The organism is Paenibacillus durus ATCC 35681 (assembly GCF_000993825.1).
In the GTDB taxonomy this organism is placed as follows: domain Bacteria; phylum Bacillota; class Bacilli; order Paenibacillales; family Paenibacillaceae; genus Paenibacillus_AQ; species Paenibacillus_AQ durus_B.
Genome location: NZ_CP011114.1, coordinates 1,591,739 through 1,618,651, shown reverse-complemented (window position 1 = coordinate 1,618,651; position 26,913 = coordinate 1,591,739). Strand labels below are relative to the sequence as shown.

The 26,913-nt window shown below is 49.7% G+C and carries 23 protein-coding genes; 5 read left to right on the top strand and 18 right to left on the bottom strand.

The window, feature by feature from the left end; genetic code table 11:
• Positions 1 to 33: 33 nt before the first annotated feature.
• The 4 genes from VK70_RS07230 to VK70_RS07215 all read right to left on the bottom strand — a co-directional run bounded on the left by VK70_RS07230 (position 34) and on the right by VK70_RS07215 (position 5,337).
• Complete coding sequence (locus tag VK70_RS07230) at positions 34 to 1,395, bottom strand: GBS Bsp-like repeat-containing protein (RefSeq protein WP_233277781.1); 1,362 nt, start codon at positions 1,393 to 1,395, stop codon at positions 34 to 36.
• A gap of 258 nt (positions 1,396 to 1,653) precedes the next feature.
• A complete protein-coding gene (locus VK70_RS07225; RefSeq protein ID WP_052755986.1) occupies positions 1,654 to 3,018 on the bottom strand; it encodes a GBS Bsp-like repeat-containing protein in 1,365 nt (454 codons plus the stop codon).
• A gap of 786 nt (positions 3,019 to 3,804) precedes the next feature.
• Complete coding sequence (locus VK70_RS07220) at positions 3,805 to 4,074, bottom strand: hypothetical protein (RefSeq protein WP_025698230.1); 270 nt, start codon at positions 4,072 to 4,074, stop codon at positions 3,805 to 3,807.
• Positions 4,075 to 4,143: 69 nt separating this feature from the next.
• Positions 4,144 to 5,337, bottom strand: coding sequence for a cell wall-binding repeat-containing protein (locus VK70_RS07215; RefSeq protein WP_046723058.1), 1,194 nt, complete (start codon positions 5,335 to 5,337; stop codon positions 4,144 to 4,146).
• A 160-nt stretch (positions 5,338 to 5,497) separates the two neighbouring features.
• Here VK70_RS07215 and VK70_RS07210 point away from each other — a divergent pair, with 160 nt between their 5' ends.
• Both VK70_RS07210 and VK70_RS07205 read left to right on the top strand, forming a co-directional pair.
• The gene (locus VK70_RS07210) at positions 5,498 to 5,929 is read left to right on the top strand and encodes a MarR family winged helix-turn-helix transcriptional regulator (protein ID WP_025700051.1); all 432 of its coding nucleotides are present in this window, start codon (positions 5,498 to 5,500) and stop codon (positions 5,927 to 5,929) included.
• Between the two features lie 123 nt (positions 5,930 to 6,052).
• A complete protein-coding gene (locus VK70_RS07205) occupies positions 6,053 to 7,831 on the top strand; it encodes an ABC transporter ATP-binding protein (RefSeq protein ID WP_233277780.1) in 1,779 nt (592 codons plus the stop codon).
• Between the two features lie 85 nt (positions 7,832 to 7,916).
• On the opposite strand, the gene treR is transcribed toward VK70_RS07205, so the two are convergent.
• The 3 genes from treR to treC form a co-directional block, all read right to left on the bottom strand.
• Positions 7,917 to 8,633 carry a trehalose operon repressor gene (gene treR / locus VK70_RS07200; protein ID WP_025700053.1) on the bottom strand — a complete coding sequence of 239 codons (717 nt, stop codon included), beginning with the start codon at positions 8,631 to 8,633 and terminating at the stop codon, positions 7,917 to 7,919.
• A gap of 104 nt (positions 8,634 to 8,737) precedes the next feature.
• Positions 8,738 to 10,804 (bottom strand): PTS system trehalose-specific EIIBC component, encoded by a 2,067-nt coding sequence (treP, locus tag VK70_RS07195; protein ID WP_046723056.1) that lies wholly within the window; start codon positions 10,802 to 10,804, stop codon positions 8,738 to 8,740.
• Positions 10,805 to 10,829: 25 nt separating this feature from the next.
• The gene (treC, locus tag VK70_RS07190) at positions 10,830 to 12,539 is read right to left on the bottom strand and encodes an alpha,alpha-phosphotrehalase (protein ID WP_025694143.1); all 1,710 of its coding nucleotides are present in this window, start codon (positions 12,537 to 12,539) and stop codon (positions 10,830 to 10,832) included.
• A gap of 378 nt (positions 12,540 to 12,917) precedes the next feature.
• Here treC and VK70_RS07185 point away from each other — a divergent pair, with 378 nt between their 5' ends.
• The 3 genes from VK70_RS07185 to VK70_RS07175 all read left to right on the top strand — a co-directional run bounded on the left by VK70_RS07185 (position 12,918) and on the right by VK70_RS07175 (position 15,618).
• A complete protein-coding gene (locus tag VK70_RS07185) occupies positions 12,918 to 13,793 on the top strand; it encodes a DMT family transporter (RefSeq protein ID WP_025694144.1) in 876 nt (291 codons plus the stop codon).
• An 84-nt stretch (positions 13,794 to 13,877) separates the two neighbouring features.
• On the top strand, positions 13,878 to 14,804 hold the full coding sequence (locus VK70_RS07180; RefSeq protein WP_025694145.1) for a DMT family transporter: 927 nt from the start codon (positions 13,878 to 13,880) through the stop codon (positions 14,802 to 14,804).
• A 178-nt stretch (positions 14,805 to 14,982) separates the two neighbouring features.
• Positions 14,983 to 15,618, top strand: a complete 636-nt coding sequence (locus VK70_RS07175; protein ID WP_025694146.1) for an FMN-dependent NADH-azoreductase — start codon at positions 14,983 to 14,985, stop codon at positions 15,616 to 15,618.
• Between the two features lie 93 nt (positions 15,619 to 15,711).
• Here the strand turns inward: VK70_RS07175 and VK70_RS29465 are convergent, their stop codons facing one another.
• The 11 genes from VK70_RS29465 to VK70_RS07130 form a co-directional block, all read right to left on the bottom strand.
• Positions 15,712 to 15,867, bottom strand: a complete 156-nt coding sequence (locus VK70_RS29465; protein ID WP_411431700.1) for an IS3 family transposase — start codon at positions 15,865 to 15,867, stop codon at positions 15,712 to 15,714.
• A gap of 465 nt (positions 15,868 to 16,332) precedes the next feature.
• On the bottom strand, positions 16,333 to 17,397 hold the full coding sequence (locus VK70_RS07170; protein WP_025694147.1) for a homocitrate synthase/isopropylmalate synthase family protein: 1,065 nt from the start codon (positions 17,395 to 17,397) through the stop codon (positions 16,333 to 16,335).
• A gap of 288 nt (positions 17,398 to 17,685) precedes the next feature.
• Entirely contained in the window at positions 17,686 to 18,135 is a 450-nt protein-coding gene (locus VK70_RS07165; RefSeq protein WP_025694148.1) for a hypothetical protein, read from the bottom strand.
• Between the two features lie 105 nt (positions 18,136 to 18,240).
• A complete protein-coding gene (gene nifN, locus VK70_RS07160) occupies positions 18,241 to 19,563 on the bottom strand; it encodes a nitrogenase iron-molybdenum cofactor biosynthesis protein NifN (protein WP_025694149.1) in 1,323 nt (440 codons plus the stop codon).
• Between the two features lie 4 nt (positions 19,564 to 19,567).
• Complete coding sequence (locus tag VK70_RS07155) at positions 19,568 to 20,920, bottom strand: nitrogenase component 1 (protein WP_051504963.1); 1,353 nt, start codon at positions 20,918 to 20,920, stop codon at positions 19,568 to 19,570.
• A gap of 451 nt (positions 20,921 to 21,371) precedes the next feature.
• On the bottom strand, positions 21,372 to 22,505 hold the full coding sequence (locus VK70_RS07150) for an ABC transporter substrate-binding protein (protein WP_025694151.1): 1,134 nt from the start codon (positions 22,503 to 22,505) through the stop codon (positions 21,372 to 21,374).
• A gap of 26 nt (positions 22,506 to 22,531) precedes the next feature.
• Complete coding sequence (locus tag VK70_RS07145) at positions 22,532 to 23,314, bottom strand: ABC transporter ATP-binding protein (RefSeq protein ID WP_025694152.1); 783 nt, start codon at positions 23,312 to 23,314, stop codon at positions 22,532 to 22,534.
• Entirely contained in the window at positions 23,311 to 24,399 is a 1,089-nt protein-coding gene (locus VK70_RS07140; protein ID WP_025694153.1) for a FecCD family ABC transporter permease, read from the bottom strand. Before VK70_RS07140 ends, VK70_RS07145 begins: the two co-directional genes overlap by 4 nt.
• Before the next feature lie 289 nt (positions 24,400 to 24,688).
• Positions 24,689 to 24,832, bottom strand: coding sequence for a hypothetical protein (locus VK70_RS27785; RefSeq protein WP_155986864.1), 144 nt, complete (start codon positions 24,830 to 24,832; stop codon positions 24,689 to 24,691).
• Positions 24,833 to 24,915: 83 nt separating this feature from the next.
• Positions 24,916 to 25,770, bottom strand: coding sequence for a beta/alpha barrel domain-containing protein (locus VK70_RS07135; protein ID WP_025694154.1), 855 nt, complete (start codon positions 25,768 to 25,770; stop codon positions 24,916 to 24,918).
• Positions 25,771 to 25,804: 34 nt separating this feature from the next.
• Complete coding sequence (locus VK70_RS07130) at positions 25,805 to 26,881, bottom strand: homocitrate synthase/isopropylmalate synthase family protein (protein ID WP_051504968.1); 1,077 nt, start codon at positions 26,879 to 26,881, stop codon at positions 25,805 to 25,807.
• Positions 26,882 to 26,913 lie beyond the last annotated feature (32 nt).

The window sequence follows — 26,913 nt, the reverse complement described above, 5'->3', positions numbered from 1 at the left end:
TTAATATTATCCCTCAATTGACATCTGACTCCCTTAATTCCCTACATTTACCGTCATCCCACCTACTGCACGATGGTTTCCATATGCATCATAGGCATAAATATGTGTAATATAGGTGCCTGTTTCATTATTGTGAATATAGAACGGAATTCGAACACGCCAGCTTGTAGGGCTGATACGCTCTCCGCTCGTCCATTGAATGTCATCCTGACCATTACTGTCCGTCCACGTCGGAAACTTGACATCAGTTACATTTGAGGGAACTCCCGAGATGGTCACATCATAGAACAGACTGCCTAACATGACCGTCTTCGGCGCTTCAACTGTTACCGTATTAGTAACGTTAAAACTCCAATATCCTATCATTTTGCCATCTGTATAAATATGGGTAATGTAATTCCCTGTCTCAGATTGGTGTTTGGCATAGACAACCGTTCCTTTCCAAACTCCATTTGCAACCTTTACACCCTCGATCCATTCGATATCATCTTGATCCTGATTTGCTGTCCAAGTCGGAAAATAAACATGCTGCGCCTGTGGGTCTACACCATACATAAATACATCATAGGAAACGCCGGAAAGGTCGGTTTCCGTAGAGCCACCAGCACCTCCTTTGACGTTAACCACTGTACCTCCAACTCCTCCTATGTTCCCGTACTTGTCAAAAGAGTAGATATGGGTAAAATAATTTCCGGTTTCAAAATTATGTTTGCTGAAGGGTACGCGAATGCGCCAAGTGGTATCGTCTATCTTTTCTCCGATAATCCACGGATTTTCAAGGTCATCCTGATCGTTGTTTGCGGTCCAGCTGGGGAAACGAACTTCTTGCACTGTACGAGCCACACCTTCAACGCTCACTTCATAGTATCCGTCCGCCAAAGACGCCTCCTGCGGCGCAATAATTCTCTGACTATCCTGTACTTGTGCGGATGTGCCACCAACATATTTACCATCTGCATAGATGTGGGTGATATAGGTGCCTTTCTGTCCTCCATGCCGACTGTACATGACTGTAGCTTTCCAGACACCGTTCCCTACTTTTTCTCCCGGAATCCATTCAAGGTCATCTTGATCGGCTTGCGCTGTCCAAGTCGGGAATTCCACCTTCTGGGTACTCTCGGGAACACTTTTGAGATAGACATCATACGATTGTGCCGTAGTACTGAATAGGTAAGGCTCGGATGAATAGCCCCGGCTTCGTTTTAGCAGGTTGCCGCTTTTGTCATACGTGTATTGAAGCATTGAATTATCTGGCCTAATCTCCGTTTCCAAACGCCCCTGGTTATAAATATAGACGGTTTGCCTCTGTGTGGTTGCTCCCATATCAATCATAATGTAGCTGGAATAGGCCTCCAGAGCTAAAGCGTTGGTCATTCCTCCCCATAATACAGCCATCAGTACACTCGTGAATATAAACCCCCGCCTAATTCTCTTCATTGATATTATCACTCCCAAAAACTCTTAATTGCTTGTCTTTACAAACAGCCGGACTCCCGAGCTAACATAGAATGAATTTGTAAAATATAATCAAGCAAATTATTGTACAACAAGTCATCTAAGAGTATTATTTTTATTTTACTAACATTAATTCCCTTTAAAGTCTTTTCTCCTTACTCCTTGTTTAGATTTGTAGTTGATTACTAAAAAACAATATTAATACGCTGTAGTTTGAACTCCGATTCCCGTACTATTGCCAAATGAATCAATCGTGTAAATATGAGTAGTATAAACACCTGCCTCATTGTTGTGTTCATTAAATGGAATGGTTATCTTCCATGTATTTGAGTCTAATTTTTGTCCTCCGCTTTGCCTTAAGTCGTCTTGTCCATTTGCCTCTGTCCATGTATAGAAGGTAAGTTTATTAATATTCTCAGGAATACCTTCCACGATAATATCGTAGCTACCATCCTTTAAGCTTACTTTTTCAGGAATGCGGACAGTATTTCTCCGTACAACAGTTTGACTTCCCCCAAAATAGGTCCCATCCACCCACACATCATTGTAGTATAGGCCGGTTTCATTAAAATGTTTGTTAAAGGGAACTACAGCTTTCCAGATTCCATCTGCTACTTTTTGACCCGCAACCCACGGATAAGCCAAATCGTCATTCCCATTATGTTCGGTCCACGTCGGAAACGTTACATTAATGGCCTCCTTGCTTATGCCGTAGGCGTAAACCTCGTAGGAGTTATCTAAAAGATTAGCCTCCGTTGGTGCTTGAACAAAAGAAGCAGCCATTGTACTAACTCCGATTCCCGTACTATTGCCATATGAATCAATCGTGTAAATATGGGTAATATAAACACCTGTTTCATTGTTGTGTTCATTAAATGGAATGGTTATCTTCCATGTATTTGAGTCTAATTTTTGTCCTCCGCTTTGCCTTAAGTCGTCTTGTCCATTTGCCTCTGTCCATGTATAGAAGGTAAGTTTATTAATATTCTCAGGAATACCTTCCACGATAATATCGTAGCTACCATCCTTTAAGCTTACTTTTTCAGGAATGCGGACAGTATTTCTCCGTACAACAGTTTGACTTCCCCCAAAATAGGTCCCATCCACCCACACATCATTGTAGTATAGGCCAGTTTCATTAAAATGTTTGTTAAAGGGAACTACAGCTTTCCAGATTCCATCTGCTACTTTTTGACCCGCAACCCACGGATAAGCCAAATCGTCATTCCCATTATGTTCGGTCCACGTTGGAAACGTTACGTTAATGGCCCCCTTGCTTACTCCGTAGGCGTAAACCTCGTAGGAGTTATCTAAAAGATTAGCCTCCGTTGGTGCTTGAACCATAGGACTCTTAATACTTTTTTTAGAAACGAGGTTTCCATTATTATCATAATGGAATATTATAATTGATCCATCATCATTAACCACACTGCTGAGTCTTCCAGATTGAGAATCATAGTTATAGCTAGCTGCTTGTAATACATCAGGGTTTACGAAAAGAAGTAGCAAAAAGCCTGTAATACAGCAAATGATTTTAAGGTTATTGCGAAAATAATATAACAATTAGGGAACCTCCAAATATTGGATTAAACTGCTTTTTTAAATTCAGTTTTCTAAATATAGATATATTCACAGAAAACAGTAGATTTATCATAAGATAGGAAAGGAATCACATAAAATAGATAGCGCCTTTCAATCCGCTTCCAACAGAAACCTCCACTGATGCAGTAGGATTCACAAAATGATTAAGGAACCCCATCAAGAATACTGCACTGATCAAAAAGACACAGGCAGACTTCTTCCAATCATATGTATGTACTTTCAACTGTCTTCCCCCAATGTTTCTTTTTTAAGCACAATGTTTCTAATACTCTATTGTTAAAATATAACTTAATTTTTTCTTGATTTTCATTAGGAGATAATGTCGGATAAACTTGTAAATTGTCGAATTAAGATGAACCTTTTGTGTCGAATAGAAATTAGGACCTTAAATTTAATATTTTGGATAAAAATTCAATAAGCCACTGACTCCTTGTAACGAAACCAAGAGCAGCGGCCTATCAAAGTTATTATTCAACTATCGGATAAAGTCCTTCTTATGGAACTTGTATTAAGTAGATGTTATCTACATAAGCTGATCCTTTAGCACCGGAATCGCAAACAATCCGAAGCACAATGCTTACGGTCTGGGTTTCATAATAAATTGTAACACTGTCGTACCCCATTGATTTTAGTTGCACTATTACCATATTATTATAAGGGCCAACCTCTTTCACCCGGACCAAACAAAAAAACGGCGTGCCGAATCTCTCGATTCGCACGCCATTTTTCTACCCGTCACAGCACCAATTACATCATCGAACTTCCGCTCATCATGCTTCCCATGTTCTTCATCATCCCGGAACCGGACTTCATCATGGTGCCCATGCTGCCGTTCTGCTCTTCGCAGGATTTATGCATGTCATTCAGTTGCTGCTCGGACAGGTTCGGATGCATTTTTTTCATAAAGGGGAGCAACTCTTGAAAAGTAGAGTTTCCCGCATCAGCGGCATAAACCGCCGTACCGATGCCGAGCGTCAGCACGATTGCTCCGATGCCGATCCATAGTTTCTTTTTCATCGCTTATTCGCCTCCTTTCCCTATAACTACACTTCGGCAATTCTTATTCCACTGCTTACCGACGCCGATCTAATGACCGGAATGCGGGTTCTCTCCGGATGCCGGGGAGATTTCCAGCATGTCGTCAATTTCGCTCTGCGTCTTGGCCGTAATGGCCGAGCTGTCGCCGGTAATCCAGGCGTGGTTATACGGGCCTTCCGCCGGGGAGTCCTGGAACTTCGGCATTACTTCCATCAGGTAATTCATGACCGAATCCGGCGTGCCGGATTTCTCGGTGAACAGCAGCGGTGCATGCTTGCCGAGATGGCTGAACGGAGCGGCCGCAATGGCCAGCGCCGGGGAGTCCGTCGTTACGAACGAGAAATTATGCCCCGGCGTCGTGATTCCCCAGCCGAATCCGTTGCTAGAATCCTTGAACTTGGCAAAAGCGATCGCATTCTGATAAGGATCGCTGCCGGAAATCCGTGTAACCGTTCCGTACTGCTTCAGCGCATCCTCAACCTTGGCTGATACAGCCGATTCGGGGCCGAGCACATAAATGGACGCCTTGCCGGAACGTCCCTCAAGCGCCTTCGCCGTCGCATCCGGCACACTGTCTTTGGTGACATAGAGCAGCGGCTCTGGCATGTGCGCGATCCAGTTGACGGCAGGCAGGGTATACTCCGGGCTGTCGGCCGAGCCAATGACAACGCCCTGCGGCAGCTCGCCGGCGACCTTGGCGTAATACGCATCAATAGCCGCAGCCACGGCAGCCGGATCATCGCCTGCAATCTGATCGATCTTCATTTTTAAATTATCCAGCTGCCGCTTCACATTATCCGATACCGGACCGACGATAACGATCTGGATGCCGTCATTGCTCTCGGCTCCTTTCGGATTCAGCCGCTTCAGCTCGTCCAGCGTAGCCTGAGGTACATTGTCTTTGTCAAAAAAGAGCACCGGACCGTTGCTCGGATGATGAATCAGGTCAGTCGCGACTGCGGCGATCTGCCAATTGGCCACGTCCGTCAGCACGACGCTGGATGGGCGGCTGGCATCCGACTGCGCTGTCCAAAGGGTCTGTGAGACAAGTACCGCCGCCGCTGCCGGATCGGAGGTGTTGATACGCGTCGTATTTTTCGTTCCGATCCAAGGTACTGCAACAGCAGAAGTATCCGCAGGATTACTGTTCGCCGCTTCATCCGCCTTGCCGCCCAGTGTACATCCTGCCAGAACCGACCCGAACAGCAAAGCGACAGCTCCAATTTTCAATAGCTTTTTCATCAGTTTCCTCCCGTGTTGAGAATGTCTCTTATCTATTTAAGTCCAGTGTACCGGAAAAATATGTGGAAAATATGAAGGGATATTTCTCCTGTCTGTTTGCATTTATTTAGTTATTATTGTAAACTGTTTTCATTGATAACTAATGAGGAGGGTACAGCTAATGGACGATCATTGCCATACGGCGGAGGTTTACCGGTCCTTTTTTTCCGTTGCCAGGCAGCTTAAAAGACTCGCCCACCAAAGCGCCGCCGAGGCCGGACTGACCGTGCATCAGCTCGATATTCTCCGGTTGATCCGTACGGTTCCCGGACTCACCCAGAAAGAAGTGACCGAGCGGCTGCGGATGCCCAAGAGCAGGGTAAGCCTGCATATTGACGCCCTCGTTGAAAAAGAATTCGCGGTTCGCGAAATCTCCCCGCAGGATCGCAGGGAGACGCTGCTGCATCTTACCCCGGCCGGGGGAGCCTTGTGCGAACAATATGACCGGGAAGACCTGTCCCGCAAGGCACTGGCCGGAGCTCTCCGCCAGTTCTCACATGATGAGATCGAGCGGCTGCTGACAATGCATGAACGGCTGTTGAACGAACTGTAACTTTTGCCGCTGCTGATGTGCAAGTCTTCGAAACGCCTGCCGGATGCCGATTCCGGCTCTTACAATTCATACCAAAGCTGGTGATACAATATGTCAAGAACTGCCGGACCCACTATGGGGAGAATGAAATTCGACGACTCCCTGGAGAAGCCGGATTTCTCCAAAGCCATGCTGCTGCGGATTTACCGCTATTTCCTTCCTTATTGGAAACAGACGCTGGTCGTGCTGGCGATCCTGATTCTCACTTCCCTGCTTGGACTGCTGCCGCCTCTGCTCATTCAGCAAATCGTCGATCATGCGCTCCCGGGCAAAGATTTGCGGATGCTGATCTTCCTGGTCACAGCCTCCCTGGGCGCAACGGTTGCATCCGGCCTGCTGGGCGTGCTGCAGAGTTATTTGAACTCTTTTATTTCGCAAAATATCGTCTATGATATGAAAAATCAGATGTACCGTCATCTTCAAGACATGCCGCTGCAGTTCTTCTCGAATGTGAAGCAGGGTGAAGTCATCACCAGAATGACCAGCGATATTTCGGGGATTCAGGGGGTATTCAGCGGCACGATCGTGAATTTTGCCAGCAATCTGCTGGTACTGATAAGCACGGCGGGGACGCTGTTTCTGATGAACTGGAAGCTGGCCTTAGTCAGTGTGCTGGTAGTCCCGCTGTTCGTCGCTCCCACCCGCAAAATGGGCAGCGTCCGCTGGAAACTCGCCAAGCAAACGCAGGAGAAAATTTCCGAACAGAACCATATTATTGAAGAAACGCTCAGCCTCAGCGGCTACATGCTGATGAAGCTGTTCACCCGGGAGGACACCGAGCGGTCCAGGTTCAGAGAAGTCAGCTTGGCGGCAACCCGCCTGCAAATCAGGGAGTCCATGGCCGGGCGATGGTTCATGATGCTGGTCAGCACGTTCGCTTCCATCGGACCTATGCTGATTTATTTGTACGGCGGCTATCTTTTTATTCAGGGGGAAATTACCGTCGGAGCCATTATCGCCTTTGTGGCGCTGCTTGGCAGACTTTACAGCCCTGTGGGGCAGCTTACGAATTTGTATGTGGAAATCAAACGGTCGGTCGCTTTGTTCGAGCGCATTTTCGATTATTTTGACATGGATCCCCAGATTGTGGACAGTCCTCAGGCAGCTCCACTCAACGATACGAACAGCGGCATCGAATTCCGAAATGTCAGCTTCGCCTATCAGCAAGGCAAGCCGGCTCTACGGGATATCACATTCAAGGCGGAGCCTGGAACGATGACTGCGCTGGTCGGACCGAGCGGAGCGGGAAAAACAACAATTACGAATCTCATTCCCCGGCTGTACGAACCCGATTCGGGCAGCATTAGGATCGGCGGCGCGGATATCGCTTCGCTCACTCTAAAGTCGTTACGGTCGAGCATCGGCCTGGTCACCCAGGATACGTACTTGTTTAACGGAACAATCCGTGAAAATTTGCTGTATGCGGTCAGCGAAACGGACGAGAACAAGATGGTTGAAGCCTGCAAGGCGGCCTACATTCATGATTTTATTATGGAGCTTCCGGATGGCTATGACACGGTGGTGGGCAATCGGGGGATCAAGCTGTCGGGCGGCGAGAAGCAGAGAATCTCCATCGCCAGAGTCCTGCTGAAGAATCCGGCGATCATCATTATGGACGAAGCGACCTCTTCGCTCGACACGGTCTCCGAATATTATGTCCAAGAAGCCATGGCGGTGCTGCTTAAGAACAAGACCAGTCTCGTCATCGCCCACCGTCTGTCCACGATTCTGGCGGCAGACAATATCCTTGTCGTCAGTGAAGGGAAGATCGTTGAGGAAGGCAAGCATGAGCAGCTTCTGGAGAAGAACGGAGTGTTCAAGGATCTGTACGACAAGCAGTTTGGAAAAAAAGCTTTCGCGTAACGGGTTTACCGGCCTTGCTTGAGCCCCTCATATAATAAGAAAACGGCGGAGGCTCCGCGCCTGTACGCCGTTCTTCCTGCTAACCCTAACGCGCCCGGCGGGCAAAATCGACGAACTGGAATTTGTCGAGCCGATGCCGCGACTCCGTATATTGAAACAACGTTGTATCTTCCAGATATACGTAGTTGCGTACGACTACAACATGGGAAAGATTATTTAGATCGAGCAGGTTACGGTCTTCGGGAGTCGCCGGCTCGACTGAAATCTCTTTTTTGGCGTAGCTGATCGATAGATTCAAGGTATGTTCCAAATAGTCATAAATGGATTTCCCGGCGATTTCCGGGGTCAGGACCTCAACCCGTTCCGGCAAAAAATAATCCTTGTCCAAAATCACCCGCTCCCCTTCAATTTCGCGGGAACGGATCACCTCCCACACCGTCGCCCCTTCTTTGAGGTCCAGATGAGCCGCGATGACCCGGGAGGCGGGAACCCGCTCCGTCTTATGGACGAGCGTTCTTGATTTTCGGCCCATTTTCTCCGACATTTCCTTAAAGCTGATCAATCCCGTAATCGGAAACTTCATCCGGCCCAAATCGAGCACAAATGAACCTTTGCCTTTCACTTTGTGAATATAGCCATTCTGGGACAGCAGGCCGAGCGCCTTGCGAACGGTTTCCCTTGATGTTCCGTAGGTTTCGGCGAGCTCGCTCTCCGATGGGATTTTGGCGCCGGCTGGAATGCCGCCGTTCTGGATTTTCTCTGCATAATCATCATAAATATTCCAATAAATATTGGCGTTCACGGGTTATCACCATCCTATTTATAGCATACCCGAAGATAGAAAGAAGCACAGCCCCCTTGGACTGCGCTTTTTCATTTTGTCCACAGTCCATTCTGCTAGAGAATTTAGGAGGACAAGCGGATTTTCAATACTGCGTCGCGGCCTGCGACTGCTTCTTCAATAGGCTCCTCGGTCACCTGTTCCACAATCTGCTGCCCGTCCGGAATGATGATCGGAGTAATAACCGGAAGTCCGGCCTGAAGGATGGCTTCCCTGTCGAATTCAATCAGCAGTTGCCCGGCCTTAACTTCATCGCCGATGCCGACATGCATGGTAAAGGGTGCTCCTTTTAGAGATACGGTGTTGATGCCGATATGAATCAGAATTTGTGCGCCGCTCGGATGCTCCAGAACAACCGCATGATTGCTCTTGATAATGTGCACTACCTTGCCATCGAACGGAGCGACGACCCGGCCATCCGAAGGCTCAATGGCAATGCCCTGGCCCATTTGCCGCTCGGCGAAAGCTGGATCGGGCACATGCTCCAGAGGTACGGCCTTGCCGGAAAGCGGTGCGTAAATGTCCAGCTCCTTGACAGTATTCCCGGCCCGGAGAGCCGAAGCCACTTTGGAATCGGCAGCCGGAGCAGAGGCTTGCACAGTCGAACCTGCTGCGGCTGAAGTTACCGTTGCTTCAGTGGTGGCAGCGGCTGCCGCTGCGGTCCCGGAGGAAACTGCTGCTGACGTTAATTCATTGTCTGTTTCTCCGCCCCCGTTCCCGTTCTTCCGGGCAGCAACTTTTCCATAAGCCGCAGTCAGCAGGAACGGAATGACAAGCACGATGGCCATTCCGACGAAGAAGACGCCCCACTGGTTCGGGAAGATGGACAGAAAGCCGGGAACGCCGCCGACACCGATGGATGATGCCAGAACGTGATTGATCGTCAGCACCAGTCCGCCCAAAGCGGAACCGAGCATACCGAAGATGAACGGATATTTATAGCGGATATTAACACCGAATATCGCCGGTTCGGTTACGCCAAGAAATGCGGAAATGGAAGAAGTAACGGCCAGGCCTTTGGATTTCTGTTCGCGGAACACAAGCAGCATAGCCAGTGCCGCCGAACCTTGGGCGATATTGGAGAGCGCCAGCATCGGCCACAGAAAGGTTCCTCCCTTGCTGCCGATAAGCTGCACGTCGACGGCCAGAAACGTATGATGCATCCCGGTTACGACCAGCAGCGCGTAAAATCCGCCGTACAGCAGACCGCCAAGGGCCGGAAGCGTATTGAATACATGCACCAGTCCGTTCGTGATTGCGTTTCCAATTGCAAACGTGACCGGCCCGATAATGGTAAAGGCCAGAAAGCCCGTTACCAGCAGCGCCACCGGAGCGACGACGAGCAATTTGATGGAATCGTGCACCTTCTTATTTAGGAATCTTTCGATCCGGGCAAGCAAGTAAGCGGATACAAGTACGGGAAGAACCTGTCCCTGATAGCCGATTTTCTCGAGCTGCCATCCGAACAGATTCCAGTGAGGAATCGTGCCTTCCTGCGCGGCCTGGGCATAGCCCCAGGCATTAAGCAGATCCGGATGGACGAGGATTAGGCCGAGCACAATCCCAAGCAGCGGGCTGCCGCCAAAGCGGCCCACGGCGGACCAGCCGATAAGCGCCGGCAGGAAGGTGAACGCGGTATTGGCAATCAGGTTGATGATGCCCGCAAAGTCCGTCCACGCCGGGTATTCCTGCACCAGGGACCGCCCTTCGAAGAAGATGCCGGGACCCGTCAATATATTATTGATGCCGAGCAGCAGACCTGCGGTGACGATAGCCGGCAGAATCGGAATAAAGATATCCGCCAGCGTCTTGATCGCCTGCTGCAGCGGATTTTGCTTTTTGCCCGCCAACGTCTTGACGTCATCCTTGGAGGAACGCTGCCCTCCGGTAATGGTGATCATTTCATCATACACCTTGTCAACGAGCCCCGGTCCGATGACGACCTGAAATTGTCCCTGGGAGGAGAAATGTCCTTTTACAAGATCGTTCTGGTCCAGCAGCTTTTTATCCACTTTTTTCTCGTCAACCAAGGAGAATCTCAATCTCGTTACACAGTGCGTTGCAGCTTCAATGTTGTCTGCTCCGCCGACGGCCCGGACGATCTCTTCTACGCTTGCTCTATTTAAAGCCATACGCTTGTTGCTCCCTTCGTTTATGTTATCGGGTCTGGCGAATGATCCACATATAAGATGAGTACGGGGTTAGTTCAATCCGCGCTTCCAGCGCCGGAGAGGATTTCGTACTGCCGGCCAGCAGCTCGGCTGCGCCCCCGCCAATATGCTGTTCCGCAAATTCCTCCGGGAAATCGAAGACAGCGCCGCTGCCGCTAAAATTGGAAACGACCACAATAGTCTCCCCATCGGTAATCCGCGCATAAGCGAACACCTGCGGGTGGCCTTCATCCAGACGCACATATTTCCCATCGGTCAAGGCGCCGATTTCCTTGCGCAGCGCAATCAGCTTCTTATAATGGCTGTAAACGGAATCCGGATCGTTCAATTGGTTCTGCACATTAATTTCACGGTAGCGTTCATCCACCTTAATCCACGGCGTTCCGGTCGTAAAGCCTGCCTGCGGACTGTCATCCCATTGCATGGGTGTACGGGAGTTGTCACGGGACCGTTCGCGGATAATATCCAGCGCCTCTTCCGGGGTCTTTCCCTGCTCCTGCAGGATGTTGTACATGTTCAGAGATTCGATATCCCGCAGCTCGCCGATCTGGTTCCAGTGCGGGTTCGGCATGCCGATTTCTTCCCCTTGATACACGTAAGGCGTTCCCTGAAGACCGTGCAGCGTTGTTGCTAGCATTTTTGCGCTTTCCACCCGGTACTCGCCGTCATCGGCGAATCTGGACAAGGCCCGGGGCTGATCGTGGTTGTTCAGGAACAGGGCATTCCAGCCGCCCCCCTGCTGCATGCCGGTCTGCCACTCCGACAACAGCGCTTTCAGCTGCTCGAAATCGTAAGGCATAAGCTCCCACTTTTTCCCGCCGGGATAGTCTACTTTAAGGTGGTGGAAGTTGAAGGTCATCGAGAACTCCCGTTCCTGTGGATTCGAATACCGGATACAGTGCTCCAGACTTGTGGAAGACATTTCACCCACCGTTACCGTATCAGGGCCGAATACTCTTTGGTTCATTTCCTTGAGATATTCGTGAACCCTTGGTCCGTCGGTATAGTACTTCCGACCGTCTCCCGGCAGAACGCTGCCGTCGTCCTCCGGGAAACCCTGATCCTTGGATATCAGATTGATGACGTCCATCCGGAACCCGCAAACCCCTTTGTTCGCCCAGAAGCTCATTAGGTTGTAAATCTCTTCCCTTACCTTCGGATTCTCCCAGTTGAGATCGGCCTGCGTCTTGTCGAACAGGGTGAGAAAATACTGGCCTGTGCCTTCATCGAACTGCCAAGCGGAGCCGCCGAATTTGGACTGCCAGTTGTTAGGGGCGCTTCCATCCGGCTTCGGATCTCTCCAGATATAATAATCACGGTACGGATTGTCCTTCGATTTCTTGGCCTCCTGAAACCACTTATGCTCCGTCGACGAATGGTTGACGACAATATCCAGCATCAGATTCATGCCTCTGCGCCGGACTTCGGCAGCCAGCTCGTCAAAATCCTCCATCGTGCCGAACTGCGGGTCGATTTCGCAATAATCAGCCACGTCGTAACCGTTATCATTTTGCGGAGAAACGTATACCGGCTGGAGCCAAATAATATCGATTCCGAGATCCTGCAAATAATCCAGCTTCTCCAGCAGCCCCCGAATATCGCCCTGTCCGCTGTCTGTCGTATCCTTAAAGCTCTTGGGGTATACCTGATAAACTGCGGAGCGCCGCCACCACTCCTGTCCCTTCACTTTATTCACGGCTCAATCCCTCCCAGTACTTACCTAATTTCCTATAACCATTTAATATAGCGTTTTCAGGAAACGCTTTATATGATCAATACCTCTCTTCTCCTCCTGTATATACAAGTGATTGTTGATACCCCTATATTAATCCTGTATATACAGGTTGTCAATGAAAGCGTTCAATTTTTTTATGTGTCTATTCAAGAACAGAATCGTCTGCTACTATGAAACAATGTATATCTGCATTTAGATTAGAGGTGAATCTGATGTATTTGGCTCCATTATTTGAAAACGATGTTCCTGCAGCACCTTTCCGCCCTTAGTGGAGTGAAGGTGACTGCACCTCTCCGTTAGGGGCATTTCGCTGCCTAAATAAAAACGGAGGGTACTATAATGAAAAACACTTGGTTAGGTTCTATCTATTTAGCTTTAGCCGCCAGTATTTGGGGTGGTATGTACGTTGTTGTTAAAATTGTCGTAGCGGTCATACCGCCGCTTGAACTTGTATGGATACGCTATTTAGTGGCGATTGCTGCCCTTCTCGTTATCGGCTTGATCACACGGCAACAATGGCGAATTCATAAACGCGACTTTTTACTCATCATAGCTATAGGGGTCATTGGCAATGCGATTTCGATAGTTGCCCAGGAAACCGGTACAATGCTGTCCTCAGCACAGACGGGAGCCATTATCACTTCTTCGACACCGGCATTTATGGTTATTTTTGCCTGGCTGCTGCTTAAGGAACGATTGACTGTAAAAAAGGGACTCTCCGTTGGTCTGGCGACCATTGGAGTTTTTCTCATTGTTGGAGCCGATCATGTGGATGTGTCCAGTAAACTTGGCGGCATTGCACTGCTTATAGCAGCTTTAACATGGGCGCTCATGTCTGTTCTTGTCAAACGTGTGCCGGGCGAGTATTCACAAATTGTAGTGACGGCCTATTCCATCCTGGTGGCCCTAATTGTGTTGACTCCTTTTGTTTTGGGACGGCTGCACGCCCTTCCCGTCTCTCAGCTGGCACATCCTGCGATCTGGGGAGGAGTGTTATATTTGGGCATTGTCTCAACGGCAGGCGGATTCCTGCTGTGGAACCGCGGATTACAAATGCTTAATGCCTCAAGCGGGGGGCTATTTTTCTTCTTTCAACCCGTGGTTGGAACATTGCTCGGATGGCTCATTCTAGGCGAGAACATAGGTGTGACGTTTTGGATCGGCTCTATCCTGATTCTCAGCGGGGTTCTATTCGTTATCTACGAGAAAAAATAAGCTTCAATTACCCCTTCAGCTGCGGCTGGAGGGGTTTTGCTCATACGGGCAGCAGGTTAATAGTATAAAGGAATGAGGATAATCATGCAAAAGCGCGATAATAAGTTAGAGGCTTCTAAAAACCCCTTCATCTTGATGCCGATTTTATTACTAATGTGGGGTTCATTGGCGGCGGTAAGCAAACTGCTCTTAAACCATTTAGACAGCTATCAAGTATTGTTTTACATGTATGGACTTGGAGCTGCCGTATTTTTAGTTATTGTCATGCTCAAAGGCCAATTACGTGCAATATTTTCATGGAAAAGATCGGAAATTATATTGCTGCTCTCATGCGGGGTTTTTACTTTTCTATATGATTTTTTATACTTGAAATCACTTGAACTTATTCCGGCTGTGGAAGCGTCCATGCTTAATTATTTATTTCCCATTTTTATCATTGTGCTTGCTATCCCGATCCACAAAGAGAAGTTAAATCTATATAATATGATCTCAATCGGTATGGGCTTCATGGGAACAATTCTACTTGTGACGAAAGGTGATTTTGCGAATATCAGGTTCACCAACTTCAAGGGGGATATGCTTGCCATTTTAGCCGCAATAAGCTGGGGGTTCTTCACTAACCTCATTAAGAAGAATCAAAAAGATATGCTAATCAGCACCTTTTCTATAACCGCTGCAGCATTTATTCTATCTATTGGAGCGATGCTGGCTTCATCCCATTTTATTATTCCTCAAAGAGCAGACTTTTACGGCGTTCTTTGGCTTAGCATGAGCAATATCGTGTTCGGATTCTTCCTGTATTTTCGGGCGCTGAAATATTCCTCGGCTTCTTTGATTGCAAGCTTTACGTTTTTCACACCGTTCGTTACTCTGCTCTTCATTGTTCTGCTGTTGGGTGAAAGATTAACCGTGACGGATTGTCTGGCGGCTGTACTCATATTATTCAGTGTACCTGTTCAGAAGATTGGAAATTTACTGGGCGATAGAAAAAAGGGGAGTTTGCTCAACTAACCGGCAGTCATGTTCGCAAAATAGACCGCATCCCATCAAGCGTCAGCGCCTTGTTGACAGGATTAGAATCCAAATTGCTTTTTATACACTTTATGTAAGTGAATTAACATTTGCTATTTACTATAATAATGATATAATCAGTTCAAAGACATTTCCATAAGAGAAAGGAAGATTAAACATGTCAACAGTATTATACATTACTGCCCACCCTAACGATCATCATACCTCCTATAGCTTAGCTGTAGGGAAAGAATTTATTGATGCTTACCGTACAGCCAATCCGGACGATGAAGTCGTTCATCTGGATTTGTACAAACTGGATATTCCGGTACTTGATGCCGACGTATTTAGCGGTTGGGGCAAATTACAGTCAGGAAGCGGATTTGAGGAGCTGTCTGCTGCCGAACAGGCAAAAGTAGCGCGTTTGGGTGAAATCGTGGATCAATTCGTGGCTGCCGATAAGTATGTTTTTGTTTCTCCAATGTGGAATTTCTCTTTCCCGCCTGTGTTGAAGGCTTATATTGATGCCGTTTCTGTAGCAGGTAAAACCTTCCAATACACCGCAGATGGTATAGTTGGTCTGTTGACCGGCAAAAAAGGCCTTCACATTCAGGCCAGCGGCGGAGTATACTCCGAAGGCCCTTCTGCCGGATTTGAAAGCGGCTTTAGCTACCTGAAGAAAATTTCCCAATTCTATGGCTTTGCATCTTTTGAGGGGATCTTTGTAGAAGGTATGGCTGCAGCACCGGACCAAGCTCAGACCATCAAAGAAAAGGCAATTGTCAAAGCCAAGGAAGCAGCCGCTAAGTTCTAAGATTGATCAACAAAACAACAAGGGGCGCCCTAGGCTTTTCATGGCTGCCTGAACTGCACCCCGTCAAGTAGACAAGATAAAAATAAAAAGCATTTAGGCGGCCTTAGTCCTGAATTCCATGGGACTAGGGCCGTTTAATTTGGCTTGCAGCCGTTCGTTATTGTAAAAACGGATGTAGTCCTCCATATCCTGACCCCGCCGTTGAGATGTACTGCTGCGAGCATGGATGCGTACTTCTTGACGCTCCAAAATCAAGGGATGAGGCCACGCGGCTGTAGCTGTAATTGAAGTTCAGCATTTGGCAAATGGGCTAAAAGTGCAGGTTTTTTAAATCCAAATCTTTCATACATAGAGAAATCCTTAATTTATGCAGGAATTTAAGGCCGTATCAACTGGATGCAAGACTGGACATAGGGAAAAACTGTATATTCGCAGGTGTGTGATACAATGGGTTTTCTCACGCGGCCAAAAGATGCACAATTTCAGGCTTTCTACATGATCCGCTTCATCGTCGCACCTGGATTGTCTGAATAACGGACGGCCCCCGTATTCCCCCCGCCTGATTCCCGCCTCAAAAATAAAGGGCGCTGCCCGGGACACCCTTTGTTATGTTTAATACATTCAGCGGCATGAGCGTCCAGACTTTATTTCTGCTCCTTTAGCTTCCGCTGCTTCTTTGTGTACGGTTAATCCGGCCCGGATTAACGGCTGTCTCTATTCAAGCTCATTCTGCCGCTTATATAATTCCATTAATTCGTTGTCCTGGATCGGCCGTTTCCGGCGCTCCGCCAGCTCCCTTACCTGTTCCAGCAGCAGTACCGCCTCATCCGAGGCCAGCTCCAGATCCCACTCCCGGAACTTATGCTTTAAGGAAGAGGTTCCCGAGTGCTTGCCAATCAGCAGTTTGCGGGCCAGCCCCACTTCCTCCGGCCGGATAACCTCGTACAGCTCGGGATTCTTGGCAACACCGTCCACGTGAATGCCGGATTCATGCGCAAAGACATTACGGCCTATCAGAGCTTTGTGCACAGGCACTTTGATGTTCAGCGCAGATAGAATAGCCTCGCAATCGTCCGCTAGCGTGTGGGCGGAAGGACCATGCGTCTGCTTCCACAGCACCTTAACGGCCATCAACACTTCTTCCATAGCCGCTTTGCCTTTGGAACCTGCCCCTGCTACCGAAACGCCAATATACTTTACTCCCGCCTTCCATGCGGCAAGTCCGTTCGCCGTCGCCAGACCGAGCAGATTAGCGCCGCAGAACTCAAGGGGGCAAGTGGCGCTCTTCAGAAGCTCAGTGAGATTGCTGTGGGCAATTAAGGGATCAAGTCTGCTTTTGCTGTCGCAGTAAATCACGCGCTTGACCCCATACCGCTCGGCGAGCGGCCAATAGACGTCAAAGCTTGCAGGTTGGGTTAACGATATATCTTCAATATATAAATAGATTTCCTCCGCAAACGCTCTTGCTGCTTCGAGAGCGGCTTCCAGCTTAGATAACGCCATCGGGCCGGATGTGTTCGACCACAGAATGGCAACCTTGGAAAAACCCATCGACCGGGCCAGGGACAAATCGTCGGCGGTAGGGCGTACCCTGCAGCGAATCCGGTCCGTAAGCTCTGCGCTTGCAATAGCGCTCCGGTACGCATCAATGTACCTGACATACACGTCGAAGACATTCAGTCCGTAGCGCTGCAATAGCGACGCCATGGCACTGATCTCCTCCAAATCCACAGAACGGCGAAACGCTTCGTCAACGGTGTAATCAATGAGCTCAGCCATTAAGCACCTGCTATGGGAGGCTGCCCCGAATGATCTGGTTGCAGGTGTTCATTTCCACCGGTTCCGATAATCCCCTCCCGGAATTCGGACGGAAATTGATCCATTATATCCCAGCTGCAGCAGCCCCTTGCCTTATAGCTAATTTGTTCCATCATCCGATTGCACGCCCCCTTTCCTGTTTCTCCAGCCGAGTAAGAAATTCAGCCATCCACGCGTTTTTCTGAGCAATATATTCAGGGTGGCCCAGTACCTCCTCCGGTGTTTGCACATGGGCGGCAGGCTTCATTACTAACCCGTTTGCCCGGCTTGCTCAAGGTTCAAAGCGTCGCTGACCGCTTGTATTTTCTCCTGATCGAACAAAGCCCGCACCGCTTCGCACATGGCAAGCACACGGGTCACGTCCACCAGCTCGGGCGTTTCGTGAAAATAATCCTCCAGCGAGCAAATGCCGAATATAAAATCCAGCGACCGGATCTCCTTGTTTAAATCAGCGGGGAAATCGACCACAGTCTCCACGGCATTCATCAGACAAATATAATTATGATTCAAAGGCGGAGCGTCGTACAAATAACACATAGCAACAAGGTAGCGTTCAAGCGCCACGCAGGCGACATTAAATACCAGACTATAGCCCCGGTCCTCACGCTGGAATTGCTCCGCTCTGCGGTGATACCCAAGTGCATCCCGATAATTGTCCCGGAACTTCTCGAATCCGGTCTCTATAACCGTATAAGCCATCGTAGAATCCCTCCATAAAATATAATTCTGCCGGATAAAAGAGCGGCATTGTCCATATGTGTACGGGCATGCTTCATGCTTCCTTTAGCTGAAAGCGAAGGCGGCCTACTTACGCGCCACCCTCTCTGCTGTCAGGAGCGCATTGCCGATCCGGCCCAGCAGCTCCGTCGTCCCCCGGTAGCCGACGCTGACCGACAGGGAGGTGCACAGCCTGCCGAATACCGGAAATCCCATCGGCTCGAACTCCACTCCCGCGCGCTGCGCGCCCGGTTCGCCATGGGAGCTGCCGATCCACAGGTCCGCGCCTTCTCCGGCCAGCCGCTCCATATCCTCCAAATCTCCAATGATCGCTCCATCCTCGATCTGCTGCAGTACAGGCGAGGCGGACGGGGCAACGGCGCGAAAGGACTTGACACCCATTTCGCCAAGCCATTCGGACATTCCCAGCAGATGATCCGGTTCAAGCGCGGCAATAATCGCCTTTCCATGGTAGACGCAGCGCGCGTCCAGCATGCTGTCGAGCAAAATTTGGCGCTGCCAGCGGTATTTTACCTCCACATCGCTTCGGCTTTCCTTGATCAGAAATTCAAAGAAATCATCCGTGGCCTGCAGTCCCGTCAGGCTCGGGAAGACACGATAAGGAATCCCGGCTGCCTGCTCGATAAGGCGGGCCGCCCCTTCCATACATGTCCCTACCGCAACCGTACAGCCCGACGTCAGCATCTTATCCAGATAATCCAGCGGTACCCCGCCCCTTGACAGCTTCGTGTTCCCGATTAGCAGATGGCCGCAGAGCGACGAGGACAGATCCGGCAGGGTAATGACTTCCAATCCGAAAGATGAGATTATTTCCTTAAGCTCCATCACGTCCCCTGGCGTCAAATGCGGTCCGGGCAGCAGGTTGATACGGTTGCGGCGTTTCTTGCGGGACGTTCGGCCGTAAAGCCCGATCACTGCTTCCAAGACCCGCTCCGTCATCCGCGCAAATCCCGTTTCGAGCGACCCTTCGTAATCTGGCATATGAAGCGACAGTACTAATTTCTTCCTCAAAACACCCTCTCGCTCTTGGACAAATTGTTTTACATCATTCTCTAAATCCTCGCCTACCATCTCTGTCAGCGAAGTGCCGATCAATACGGTCAAATCAGGCTTGTAGCGGGACATGGCCAATTCAAGCGCATCCCGGGCGCTGTCGCTTCCGCCGAAAACGAGATTTGAATCGTGTATCGTAACATTTTCCAGTGCGACCGGTTCCCGGTAATGCTGCGACAACAGCTGCCCTATAGCCTCTGCACAGCCATGTGCTCCGTATATCACGGGCAGTGAGCGGAAAAATCCCTGCAGAGCCAGCACGCCCCCGACAGCCTGGCTTACCCGGAACGGGTTTACCGATAGCAGCTTGCTTATGTTCTCCCTGTACGGATTCATAGCTTCAACCTTCCCAGGGAGCGCTCTTGCCGCTAATGGCCCAGACCGGCTGCTCCAGCGTTCCCAGCAAATCCTGCGCGAAATTCCGCACGCCCTCGTATCCGGCGTAGGAAGCGTGCCGGCTCCGGGCTACGTTCAGAAAAGGGATTCTCTCTTTAAGCGGAACAAATTCGTTCCGTCCGCTGACGATCATCAGATCGGCCTTGCGCTCCCGATAGATTTTCACAATTTGCTGGTCGTCGCAGTCATTGATAATCAGCGTTCCGTCGGTCAGCCGCTCCCTGATCCGGGAGATATCTTCCTGGGCGTTCCGGTTCGTTCCGATTGCGGCTATCTTAAGTCCAAGCTCCTGAAGCATCGTCAAATGAGTCCAGCTGTCTACCCCGTCCGTGTACAGCACGACCTTCTTCCCTTTTAGCGCCTTGCGGACGGGGGCAAGCTCGGCCCGTAAACGTTGTTCTTCTTTGCGAATGAAGCGGTGAAGACGTTTATCAAGGTCGGGATTGTGAAAATGGAAGCCGATCTGCCGCATAGCGAACCGGATCTCGCGCTCTCCGTAAAAGGAGCCTTCAAAATAAGGGATGTCAAATTTATCCTTCATTTTCCGGGCCAGTGTAATCATCGAACGGCTGCAGACCACCATGTTAACCTTCGCCAAATGCGAGCGGCTAACTTCATCGTAGCTGCTCTCCCCGGTAATCTGCGCAAGCACCCGTATGCCCGCCTTGACAAGCAGGTTCTTGATGCTGCGTCCTTCTTCCGTGCCACTATATTCCCCGATCAGGTTGAGATCGAATTCCGTAAGCTCCTCCCGCTTAGGCGCGCCTTTGCCGATAACCCTGTCCATCAGCGCCTCGCCGGCCAGCTTTCTGCCCATATTGCTGCTGCTGCCGGTTAACCCGGGACTATGAACCGGAATAACCGGCAAGCCCCAGATTTGCTCAGCTTCTTTGCAAATGGAATCAATGTCCTCCATCAGCAGCACCGTTACGCATGTCGCATAGACGAAAATGGCCGGGGGATGGTAGCTGTCAGCGATATAGCCGATTGATTGGAGCAATTTCCTCTCCCCGCCCATCGTCATGTCCCGATTGTTTAAATGAGTCGAAAAGCCGTAGCCGGACAAGTTCCCGAAATCAATACGGCTTCCGGGATACCCCCATCCGCTCTCCAGACAGCCGGCCGTTCCATGCACCAGATGCGCCGCATCCGCAATCGGCATCAACGCGGCGAGCGAACCGGCGAACGGACAGCCGCGCGACACCTCGCCCGGCTTGGGACGCACACAGCCCTTTTTCTCCTGATTGTTATGCTCGCAGTCGGGCTCCACAAAAAGATTGTTCCTTCCCTTCGGCATGTACATCCCCCTTTCTTCGGCATACGCCGCTTTTTGGAATACAAGGATTAGGATACAGTTCTATAAAAAGGAACAACAGGGTACCAAGTACCTGCATGCAGTTAACTCACTAATCGTTAATGAGCAGCTTATCGGGTAAAATAGTTTAAAAACCGGACATTTTGCTTCAATTGCTGTTCAATAGCACCCTTGCAGATGACCGACAGGATGTCGGCATGCCGTAACTTTTCATAACCTCTAATTGCTAATTTTCTACAATCATACTTCCATTAAATGAAAGAGGTCAATGAATTGGGCCGCTTTTATTAACCTTATTGAGAGGATTGTCAGTTTCAATGTTAAGTTTTATCACTTACCACTAACATAAATCGTTTCCATGCCGAAAATAAAAGGCTTTCACTATCAATGGCTTGCCCATCACCCGTTTCTCCTCCTTTACCCGCTCCGTCTGTTATTTGCTCGGGAACAAAATTTCCTGTAATTCCTGATCACTGAGATCATGGAAATAATAAGTTTTGTAGAAATCCTTCACAAGCTTGTCCAGATCAAGCCCGGAAGTCTCTTCGGGATGCAGAATCTTTGCCAGCCATAGCGGCTGTAAAGCTCCCTCGGCGCTTCTTACCGACCATAAATACACGCCTTTTGGATTCAAATAGACTTTTTTATTCTTTACGGCCGTTAACGACTGCCATTTGCTCCCGTTGCTTGCGTCAATGATGTAATCATACACAGCTCTGCTTGACGCGATGATGACATCCGGCTGCTCGGCAATTAAATACTCAAAATCGACGGCTGCTGCCCCGTTTCCGGGAGCTTTGGGAAATTGGGCTGCCGCTATATTAATCCCTCCTGCCGCCTCCACATAGGACGTATTAATATCATTGCCTACGGTTGTGTTGATGGCGCCCTTGGAACCGTCTCCGCCCGCAAGAAATACTCTTACCTTGGACCCTGATCGGGTTAAATTGGAAGCTTCTTGGATATTCCCCTTATAATACGCGGCAAAATCGGAGGCTTTCTTCTCCGCGTCGGGACCTATGACTTCACCTACCATCTTCAGGGTATTCATAATATCATCCGGAGTATTGAGAAGGGTCCCCAGCATAACCGTATTCGCCGCCTGCATAGTGGCTGCATCTTCCTCGTTAAAAGCACTGAACACGACTTGCGGCTCCGCCTCCAAAATCGCCTCCATGTTGACGCGGCTGCTGGGGCCCGTTCCGGTAAAGGCAAGAGGAAGATTTTTAATTCCCGGAAACAGCTTGGCAAACATTCCGGTCTGCACACTTTCCGAGGTAGCGACAATCTTATCAAAGCCGCCCAGCATACATACCATCTGAGCCAACGCTCCAGCTGCTGCAATCCGATTGATTTCTTTAGGAATCGTTACGGTTCTTCCAGTTGCATCCTTAATAACTCTAGTTGCAGAGCTGACAGCGGCCGGTTGCGCCGAATTCACAGGTTGGGATGAGGATGCTCCGGATGGATTCGTTGTCTCAGACGCGCACGCTGCCGTAAGCACCAATCCGCCTGTTACTCCTGCAATAGCCAGCTTTTTCAAAACTTCCTGCGTTAATCTCAACATTTGCATTACCCCCGCTTTTAATATTTTTAATCAATTAATGGTACGCATGAGCGAACGGCATTCCCGCCAGGCAGCATGATATCCTTGATAACGACATCAATGCCATAGGCGGCGCGCAGGTGATTCTCGGTTACGACTTCATCCGCTTTCCCATAAACAAACCGGTTATTTCGCTGCAGCAGCACCACTTTGCCAGGACATTGAAAGGCATGGTTCGGAAAATGGGTCGTCATCACAATGCCAAGTCCCCGCTCGGCCAGGCGGTTAACCTGCTTCAGCACTTTAATCTGATTGCCAAAATCGAGATTCGAGGTAGGCTCATCCATGACCAGGATGTCAGGCTTCTGGGTTAGCGCACGGGCGATCAGCACCATCTGCCGTTCACCACCGCTGATTTCCGTATAAATCCGGTCCCTCAGATAAGAAATTCCCAAAGAATCCAGCGCTTCGTCGGCGATCTTTACGTCCTTGCCGGAGGGAGAGGAGAGAGCGCCCAAGTGAGCCACCCGCCCCATAAGCACCACATCAATTACGGAAAAAGGAAACGGGGGCGTATGCGCCTGGGGAACATAACCGATTGCGCCCGCCAGTTTCTTCCTGGACCAACTTCTCACATCCTGGCCGTCCAGCAGGATTTTACCGTCAATAAGCTTTAGGAATCCCAAAATCGTTTTGAATAAAGTCGTTTTTCCAACCCCGTTTGGTCCCAGAAGGCTCAGGATTTCTCCGGAATTCACTTCCATGGATACGCCGCTTAGCACAACCTTTGAACCGTAGCCGCAAGAGACGTTCTTGATTTCCAGCTTCATATCCATGCCTTCCTTCCCTGTAACAGCAAGTACAGAAAAAAGGGGGCGCCAATCAGCGAGGTAAGTATGCTAAGAGGAATTTCAAGAGCGAATGCGCTGCGGGCGATATCGTCCACCAGCAGCAGGAATGCGCTGCCGATCAGAATGGACGTAGGCAGGAGCATTTTGTAATTGGGACCGGCGATAAGCCTGGCCGCATGAGGAATAATAAGCCCGATCCAGCCAACCATGCCGCTTACGGAAATCGCTGAAGCCGTCAGGAGTGTCGCGCAGCCTATGATGAGCAGCCGCAGTCTTTTGGTGTTAATTCCCAGCGCCTGGGCTTCTTCCTCTCCGAAGGAGAGTACGTTCAGCTTCCACCTAATCAGAAAGAGCGGTATACTGCCTACAAGAACAGGAACAAGAAGAATGATGATGTCTTTCAGGCTGGTTGAGCGAGCCAGGCTACCCATTAGCCAATACGTGATATCGGGTAATTTATTTTCCGTGTCGGCAAGGTATTTCGTCATCGAGGTGAGCGAGGAGAATAAGGTGGAGATCACCATTCCGGTAAGTACCAGCACCAGGATGGAGCTTTTACCGCGTCCGATGATAGCGCTGATGAAGAAGGTGAGCATAACCGCTCCCAGACCGAAGCCGAAAGCGGCAAGCTGGATTCCAATGGTTCCGTAGGAGAACAGAATGGCCAGTGAAGCGCCAAAGCCGGCTCCCGATGATACCCCCAATATGTCGGGAGACACCATCGGATTCTTGAACAGCCCTTGATAAGCCGCTCCAGATACCGCTAAAGCTCCCCCCACCAAAAGGGCCTTAATAATTCTGGGAATTCGAACGTGCAGCAGCACCGTCTCTACGGAAAGCGGCCATGTAGGGGTAACTCCAAACAGCTTTCCCCAGAGAATGTGCATCATTTCTGACAGTGGAACCGAATATCTGCCCACCGTAACGGAAATACAGATTACGGCAATCAGTACAGCGGCGAGCACGGTAAGGATAGACGCTTTCTTCCTGCTTGATGTTCGGCGCGAATCCGACTTCAGCAGCACATCGCTTGATTCAATGACACCTTTTTTGACATACTCCACATAAACACCTCCGTATTTGTTAAGTTTCATTACACGAAAGCCGTGTTTTTTCTCAATGTTACTTTGACTCCTTTTTCCAGTCAACGGAATTTGGAAGGGTTACTATTAAGTTCAACATGAATGTCAAGTATTGTTACATAGACATTATGTAATCGATTGCACGACTATAATGTAAACGTTGCCAATTTTGCCCCTATATCGGAAAATAGCACGTGTTTTAGAGCGCAAACAAACCGGCCAGGCGGTATACCGCTTGGCCGGTTATGCATGCAATCCTTCCTGTTGCCCGCTATATCGCTTCATACACAACACGTCCGCTTTCCGTCAAATCGTATCCTCCGATAACAGACAGTTCCTTGCGAAACGGCTCTGAACGGATGATATCCGCAACCTCGCCGATTAATTTCAAATTCTGCGGTGTTCTTAGAATCACTAGATCATGCAGCTCCTCGGCCAGCGGAATAAAGTCCACATTAGCCTTGAAGGCACAAGACTCAATCCCAATGGAAGCAGCGGCTACCCGTTCATCGCGGTCATAACGGATCGATAAGTCTGAATAGGTCTGCCGCTCGCTCTAGAGAGCAGATGCGTTAGCTCAGGCAGCACATGAAGCTGAAGGCCGCATGAGAATCTATACAGATGCGACATCGAAGTAACAACCTCCTCCAGCGAGGCATTCCCCGCTCTTTCCCCGATACCCGAAACCGTCACGCTTGCCAGCGCCGCGCCCGCATGAAACGCCGATAACGTGTTCGCGGCGGCAAGTCCAAAATCATTATGGCCATGGAATTCCACCGGCAGGCCGGATCTGCTCACAAGATGATTTACTCTGCTAAACGTCTCGAAAGGGTCCAGACAGCCCACCGTATCCGCATAACGCAGACGCTCGGCTCCGAAGCGGGACGCCACATCCGCATATTGAAGCAGGAATTCAGGGTCCGCCCTTGAAGCATCCTCCGCTCCCACAAATACCGTACAGCCAAAGCTTTTCGTAAATTGTAAAATATGCTGAAGGCGCTCCAACACCCATTCGCGGCTCTTCTTGAGCTTAAACTGAATATGAAGGTCGGATACCGGGAGAGACAGATGAATATGCGAGAAGCCGCAAGCTATGGAAGCGCGAATATCGGCTTCATCCGCCCTGTTCCAGGCAATGAGAGTCGCTCGAAGCGGCAGCGACAGCATTTCTTTGAGCGTCTCCTGTTCGCGGCGGCCCATAGCCGGGATTCCCGCTTCAATCCAGGGTATACCTGCCTCATCAAGCTTCAAAGCCATTTGCAGTTTTTCCTCCTGGGAGAATACGACACCCGCCGTTTGTTCACCATCGCGCATCGTGGTATCAACAAGCTGGAACGAGACCTTCGACTGCATTCCAATCCTCTCCTTTCCGTTCTTCCAATTAGCACTAATAGGTTGATTCATGTATCGAAATCAGCCGTCTCCGATATAGATCCATAAGCTGAAAGTCCGTCAACGGACGCTTCTGTTCTTCTGCAATATCCCTAACTTGTTCCAGCATCTGAGTGGCGTCACTTTGCTCAAGGTCCATTTGCCATTCCCTGAATTTGTGTTTGAGCGAAGCGGTGCCCGAATGCTTGCCAATCACCAATTGCCGTTTAAGCCCTACTTCCTCGGGCTTTATCATTTCATATAGCTCCGGATTTTTGGCAATTCCATCCACGTGAATTCCGGATTCATGCGCGAACACATTGGCGCCGATGATGGCTTTATCTACCCGCACCTCCATCTTCATTGCCGACAAGATCGAAGAGCAGTCATCGGCCAGCGTATATCCCGGCGGCGTCTGCCCTTTCCACAAATGGCGCACGGCCATCAGTAATTCTTCCATGGCCGTTCTTCCCTTCGGTCCGACTCCATTGACGGATGTGCCAATATGCTGTACCCCCGCTTTCAGTGCCGCAAGACCATTCGCCGTTGCCAGACCGAACGTATTGCTTGCGCAGAATTCAACCGGGCAGATCGCCGTCTCCAGCAGCTCCATCAAGCTGCGCCTAACAATGAACGGGTCCATAGCGCTGCTGCTGTCACAGTAAATCAGCCTTTGCACATCATATCGCTCTATGATCGGCCAATACACGTCAAATTCCGCATAATAGGATCGCGAAGCATCCTCTATACACAAGAACGGCTCGGCTCCCGCATCGCGTACCGCATATAATGCGGCGTCAAGCTTCGGTATAGATAATGGGTTCAGCCTATTGGACCATACAACAGCCATCTTCTTGAACCCCATTCCGCGCGCTTTGGACAGTTCGGAAATAGAAGGAGCTACTCTGCAGCGGAGCCGTTCCAACAGACTGGCATCGCTTAAGATATTCCGGTATTCCGGCATATGCTCTAACGAAACATCATGCATTTCAACACCGTACTTTTGCAAAATATCCAGTATTCCCGCAATGGCGGATTGGGGAACACGCCGGCGAAAGGCCTCGTCAAGTGTATAATCAATAAGCGAAACCATTTTCCGCACCTCTCTCCTCTAATCAATTCCCG

Coding starts and splice junctions, on each gene's coding strand:
- VK70_RS07210 (WP_025700051.1), top strand. CDS start 5,498: ATGGACGATCATTGCCATACGGCGGAGGTTTACCGGTCCTTTTTTTCC.
- VK70_RS07150 (WP_025694151.1), bottom strand. CDS start 22,505: ATGTTGAGATTAACGCAGGAAGTTTTGAAAAAGCTGGCTATTGCAGGA.
- VK70_RS07220 (WP_025698230.1), bottom strand. CDS start 4,074: ATGAAAAAGAAACTATGGATCGGCATCGGAGCAATCGTGCTGACGCTC.
- VK70_RS07155 (WP_051504963.1), bottom strand. CDS start 20,920: ATGCCGAAGGGAAGGAACAATCTTTTTGTGGAGCCCGACTGCGAGCAT.
- VK70_RS07215 (WP_046723058.1), bottom strand. CDS start 5,337: ATGAAAAAGCTATTGAAAATTGGAGCTGTCGCTTTGCTGTTCGGGTCG.
- VK70_RS07135 (WP_025694154.1), bottom strand. CDS start 25,770: ATGCAGTCGAAGGTCTCGTTCCAGCTTGTTGATACCACGATGCGCGAT.
- VK70_RS07185 (WP_025694144.1), top strand. CDS start 12,918: ATGAAAAACACTTGGTTAGGTTCTATCTATTTAGCTTTAGCCGCCAGT.
- treP (WP_046723056.1), bottom strand. CDS start 10,804: ATGGCTTTAAATAGAGCAAGCGTAGAAGAGATCGTCCGGGCCGTCGGC.
- VK70_RS07205 (WP_233277780.1), top strand. CDS start 6,053: ATGAAATTCGACGACTCCCTGGAGAAGCCGGATTTCTCCAAAGCCATG.
- VK70_RS07230 (WP_233277781.1), bottom strand. CDS start 1,395: ATGGCTGTATTATGGGGAGGAATGACCAACGCTTTAGCTCTGGAGGCC.
- VK70_RS07165 (WP_025694148.1), bottom strand. CDS start 18,135: ATGGCTTATACGGTTATAGAGACCGGATTCGAGAAGTTCCGGGACAAT.
- VK70_RS07180 (WP_025694145.1), top strand. CDS start 13,878: ATGCAAAAGCGCGATAATAAGTTAGAGGCTTCTAAAAACCCCTTCATC.
- VK70_RS07130 (WP_051504968.1), bottom strand. CDS start 26,881: ATGGTTTCGCTTATTGATTATACACTTGACGAGGCCTTTCGCCGGCGT.
- nifN (WP_025694149.1), bottom strand. CDS start 19,563: ATGAATCCGTACAGGGAGAACATAAGCAAGCTGCTATCGGTAAACCCG.
- VK70_RS07145 (WP_025694152.1), bottom strand. CDS start 23,314: ATGAAGCTGGAAATCAAGAACGTCTCTTGCGGCTACGGTTCAAAGGTT.
- VK70_RS07170 (WP_025694147.1), bottom strand. CDS start 17,397: ATGGCTGAGCTCATTGATTACACCGTTGACGAAGCGTTTCGCCGTTCT.
- VK70_RS07175 (WP_025694146.1), top strand. CDS start 14,983: ATGTCAACAGTATTATACATTACTGCCCACCCTAACGATCATCATACC.